Annotated in this window: 4 protein-coding genes; 2 read left to right on the plus strand and 2 right to left on the minus strand. The window is 59.8% G+C overall.

What is annotated here, in order from left to right; translation table 11 throughout:
* Positions 1–110 precede the first annotated feature (110 nt).
* Complete coding sequence (locus JWR14_RS23240) at positions 111–662, plus strand: cob(I)yrinic acid a,c-diamide adenosyltransferase (RefSeq protein WP_299712577.1); 552 nt, start codon at positions 111–113, stop codon at positions 660–662.
* Between the two features lie 139 nt (positions 663–801).
* Positions 802–2,004, plus strand: a complete 1,203-nt coding sequence (gene hmpA, locus JWR14_RS23245) for an NO-inducible flavohemoprotein (RefSeq protein ID WP_299712580.1) — start codon at positions 802–804, stop codon at positions 2,002–2,004.
* Between the two features lie 66 nt (positions 2,005–2,070).
* On the opposite strand, the gene aroG is transcribed toward hmpA, so the two are convergent.
* On the minus strand, positions 2,071–3,144 hold the full coding sequence (gene aroG, locus JWR14_RS23250) for a 3-deoxy-7-phosphoheptulonate synthase AroG (protein ID WP_299712583.1): 1,074 nt from the start codon (positions 3,142–3,144) through the stop codon (positions 2,071–2,073).
* 444 nt (positions 3,145–3,588) lie between these two features.
* Positions 3,589–4,955, minus strand: a 1,367-nt coding sequence (tldD, locus tag JWR14_RS23255; RefSeq protein WP_299712586.1) for a metalloprotease TldD, incomplete at its 5' end; no start/stop codon positions are given.

The raw sequence follows: 4,955 nt of genomic DNA on the forward strand, positions 1-4,955 counted from the left end.
TGTCATTTTACGCCGATAGGCCGTATTGAGCCTGCCTCGAGCCGAGGCCCGCACGGTGCCTATAATGAGCGCGGACGCTGACCGGCGTCCTGCGCCACCTGGAGAACATCATGGGCAATCGCCTGAGCAAGATATCGACGCGCACTGGCGACGACGGCACGACCGGCCTTGGCGATGGCAGCCGTGTGCAAAAGGACGACGCGCGGATCGCGGCTATTGGCGATGTCGATGAACTGAATTCGCAGCTTGGCGTGCTGCTTTGCGAACCGCTTCCGGACGACGTGCGCGCCGCTTTATCAGCGATCCAGCACGATCTCTTCGATCTTGGCGGCGAGCTCTGCATTCCCGGCCATTCGATGATCGAGAAGTCGCATCTTGCTCGTATCGATGAATGGATCGCGGAGTACAACGCCACTTTGCCACCGCTCAAGGAGTTCATCCTGCCGGGTGGATCGCGCGCGGCCTCGCTCGCGCATGTCGGTCGGACGGTGTGCCGGCGCGCGGAGCGGTCGATTGTTGCGCTCGGCCGCGTGGACAAGATCAATGCGGCGCCGCGGCAGTATGTGAACCGGTTATCCGATTTGCTGTTTGTGCTCGCGCGCGTGTTGAATCGCGCCGATGGCGGAACGGACGTGTTGTGGAATCACGAACGGAAGGTCTAAAAGAGTAGGGCGTGTTCGGCGTGAATTGCGGTGCTGCCGGACACCACGATCAGCATCGTCTTAAACCCCTGCGACAAAACGCGCGATCTCGACTCTCTTTAAAGATGTATTATAAATGCATCTTTAAAGGAGCCCATGAATGACAGCCTTGACCGCCGACCAGATTGCCCGGGTAAAAGCCACCGCCCCCGTGCTCGCCGAACATGGCGCGACCATCACCACACACTTTTACAAGCGGTTGTTTATCAACCATCCCGAGTTGAAAAACGTGTTCAACCAGGCGCATCAACAAAGTTCCAGTCAGCCGCAGGCGTTGGCGCGGGCGGTGTACGCGTATGCCGCGAATATCGATAACCTCGGTGCGCTCAGTTCAGCCGTCACGCATATCGCGCACAAGCACGCGAGCCTGAATATCCGGCCGGAGCAATATCCGATCGTCGGTGAAAATCTGCTGGCGGCTGTATCCGAAGTCCTGGGCGATGCTGTCGATGAACCCACGCTTGACGCCTGGCGCGCTGCTTACGCGCAACTCGCGGAGATTTTTATCGGGGCGGAAAAACAGCTTTATGCCCAAGCCGCGTGGAGCGGTTTCCGGCCGTTCGTGGTGTTTCGGCGAGAACAGGAAAGCGACGAGATCACATCGTTTTATCTGAAACCATCCGATGGCGGTCCGGTCTGTCATTTTGAACCTGGCCAGTACATCAGCGTGAAGCGGTTCGTGAAGGAGATTGGCGTTGACCAGCCCCGTCAATACACGCTTTCCGACGCCCCGAACGGCCAGTGGTTGCGCATTTCGGTGAAGCGCGAACAGCCGCAGGATACGCCGGCCGGGTACGTGTCCAATCTCATGCACGATGTCATGGAAGTCGGCGGGATAGTTGAAGTCAGCGCGCCGATGGGCGAGTTCACGCTCGACCGGAACAAGACGACGCCTGTTGTATTGATCAGCGGTGGCGTAGGTATTACGCCGATGGTGTCGATGCTCGCATCGCTGACCGCGCAGGACAGTTCGCGACAGATATCGTTTGTCCACGCTTGCCGGAACGGCCGCACGCACGCGTTCGGTCGTTGGCTGGATACGATTGTTGCAAAACATCCGAACGTGTCCCGTACGGTGTTCTATGAGAACACTCACGCCGATGACCGCGCGGGAACGGATTTCGATTTCGCGGGACGGCTGGATTTTGCGAGGATCGCCGATAAAACCGTGCTTCCGGACGCCGACTATTATCTCTGCGGCCCCGTGCCCTTCATGCGTGCGCAGCAGGACGCGCTGATGGCGGCGGGGGTATCGAAGGCACGGGTGCGTACCGAGATTTACGGTTCCGGCGAGATGGCGTAGCGCGTTTGCGTTTCGAAGAGAGGGCCGCCAGATTGGCGGCCTTTTTTAACCCGCGCTTTAGGCCAATCAGTTCCCGTTGCCGCGCGCCACGCGCCGTTGCTTCACTGCGTCCGACAGCCCTTCCAGCACGCTCAAGCTATCTTCCCAGCCGATGCACGCATCGGTGACGCTCTGTCCGTAAGTCAGCTCGCAACCTTCCTTCAGATCCTGCCGTCCGGCGACCAGATTCGACTCCACCATCACGCCGATGATCCGCTCGTCGCCACCCGCAATCTGCCGGCCGATATCGGCGCAAACCGGGATCTGGTTCTCGTGTTTCTTCGAACTGTTCGCATGGCTTGCATCGATCATCAGACGCGCGGCCAGTCCGGCCTTGCTTATGTCGTTGCATGCGGCGTTCACACTTTCTGCGTCGTAGTTCGGCGCTTTTCCGCCGCGCAGGATGATGTGGCAGTCCTCGTTGCCGGCCGTTGAAACGATGGCCGAATGGCCGCCCTTCGTCACTGAGAGGAAATGGTGCGGCTGCGACGCTGCCTTGATAGCGTCCACAGCAATCTTCACGTTGCCATCCGTGCCGTTCTTGAAGCCGACCGGACAGGACAACCCCGACGCCAGTTCGCGATGCACTTGCGATTCCGTCGTCCGCGCACCAATCGCGCCCCAGGAAATCAGGTCAGCGATGTACTGCGGACTAATCATGTCGAGGTATTCGGTGCCCGCCGGCAGACCCAGCTCGTTGATACGCAGCAGCAATTCGCGCGCGGTCCGCAGGCCGTCGTTGATCTTGAAGCTGTTGTCCATGTACGGGTCGTTGATCAGACCCTTCCAGCCGACCGTCGTACGGGGCTTTTCGAAATACACCCGCATCACGATTTCCAGCTCGCCAGCAAAGCGCTTGCGCTGCTCAACCAGGCGGCCTGCGTATTCCAAAGCCGCTTTGGTGTCGTGGATCGAACACGGGCCGACGATCACGATCAGGCGGTCCTCCATGCCGTGCAGGATGCGATGCATCGACTGGCGCGAGTTATAGATGAGGTTCGAAACCGGCTCGGCGCAGGCGAACTCACGGATCAGGTGAGCGGGGGGCGTCAGTTCTTTCAATTCGCGGATTCTGACATCGTCGGTGTTGTGCGGGGGCATGCTGGTTCTCCAGGAACTCGTTTTTCGTGCTGTGTTTGTCGGTCGTTACGTCCGACAGATCAGGGACAGGGCAAAAAGTCGTTAAAAAATGTGGGCATAAAAAAACCGCCAGGCTGCGCTGGCGGTTTTTCGGGAAACTTGGGTTCTACACAAACGACTCACCCCTCTCGATCCGCCAGCGGCTTGAGATGCCAAAAAAAGTAAAAATAAAACTTGGCGGACATGATGGTTTCGGTCGCGTTGGTAAAAATTGAACGTCTGGCTTTATAACCTTAACACGCGCAGTTGGCAAGTTGTCAGCCGCTAAAATGCGGACAATCCGCGCCGAAGCACTAAACTTCGCATTAAACGTGAGCATTTCATGCGGATTTCCCGCGTGGCGTGCTTGAAAGGTTCATCAAGCGCGGCGCGGGAAAGTCACGAGTCAAACGGCGGACTACACGCTCAAACCGTGCCGCCCACCGTCATCTTTTCGATCCGCAACGTCGGCTGACCCACGCCCACCGGCACGCTCTGGCCTTCCTTGCCGCACACGCCCACGCCGCCGTCGAGCGCCATGTCGTTGCCGATCATGGTCACGTACTTGAGTGATTCCGGGCCGCTGCCAATCAGCGTTGCACCCTTCACCGGATACGTGATCTTGCCGTTCTCGATCATGTACGCCTCGGACGCCGAGAACACGAACTTGCCATTGGTGATGTCGACCTGGCCGCCGCCGAAATTCACCGCATACAAGCCATTTTTCACCGATGCCAGGATTTCACCCGGATCTTTATCGCCGTTGAGCATGTAGGTGTTGGTCATGCGGGGCATGGGCAGGGCGGCGTACGACTCGCGCCGCGCGTTGCCCGTCACCGGCATCTTCATCAAACGTGCATTCAGCGAATCCTGGATGTAGCCCTTCAGAATGCCGTCCTCGATCAAGGTCGTGCATTGCGTAGGATTGCCTTCGTCGTCGATATTCAGCGAACCTCGCCGGTTAGGCAACGTGCCGTCGTCAACAACCGTCACGCCCTTCGCCGCTACTCGTTCACCGATTCGCCCCGCAAACGCCGACGAACCCTTGCGGTTGAAGTCGCCCTCCAGCCCGTGGCCGATCGCTTCGTGCAGCAGCACGCCGGGCCAGCCCGGTCCGAGCACGACGGTCATTGCACCGGCAGGCGCCGGACGCGCATCAAGATTGACGAGCGCCGCGTGCACGGCTTGATCGACGTAGTGCGAGAGGATTTCGTCGGTGAAATACGCGTAGTCGTAACGACCGCCGCCGCCGCCGCTGCCCATTTCGCGACGTCCGTCCTTTTCGGCGATCACCGTCACGGACACGCGAACCAGCGGCCGGATGTCCGCGGCGAGTGCGCCGTCGCTACGCGCGACCAGCACGACATCGTATTCGCCCGCGAGACCCGCCATGACCTGGACGATGCGCGGATCGCGGCCACGCGCCATTTTCTCGACGCGTTCGAGCAGTTTCACCTTCGCGGTGGCGTCGAGCGACGTGAGCGGATCGGACGGCAGATAGAGATCGCGGCCGAACACGCCGGTGAGCGTACTGGCCGATTTGATCTTGTGCTTGCCGCCGCCTGCCTTCGCAATCGCGCGCGTGGCGACCGCCGCCTGACGGATGGATTCCGCCGACAAGTCGTCCGAATACGCAAACGCCGTCCGGTCACCCGACACGGCGCGCACGCCCACACCTTGATCGATGCTGAAGCTGCCCGATTTGACGATGCCTTCTTCCAGGCTCCACGCTTCGCTGCGCGTGGACTGGAAATAGAGATCCGCGTAGTCCACGCGGTGCGTGAAGATCTCGG

Source organism: Caballeronia sp., assembly GCF_028292365.1.
Classification (GTDB): domain Bacteria; phylum Pseudomonadota; class Gammaproteobacteria; order Burkholderiales; family Burkholderiaceae; genus Caballeronia.

Coding starts and splice junctions, on each gene's coding strand:
- JWR14_RS23240 (WP_299712577.1), top strand. CDS start 111: ATGGGCAATCGCCTGAGCAAGATATCGACGCGCACTGGCGACGACGGC.
- hmpA (WP_299712580.1), top strand. CDS start 802: ATGACAGCCTTGACCGCCGACCAGATTGCCCGGGTAAAAGCCACCGCC.
- aroG (WP_299712583.1), bottom strand. CDS start 3,144: ATGCCCCCGCACAACACCGACGATGTCAGAATCCGCGAATTGAAAGAA.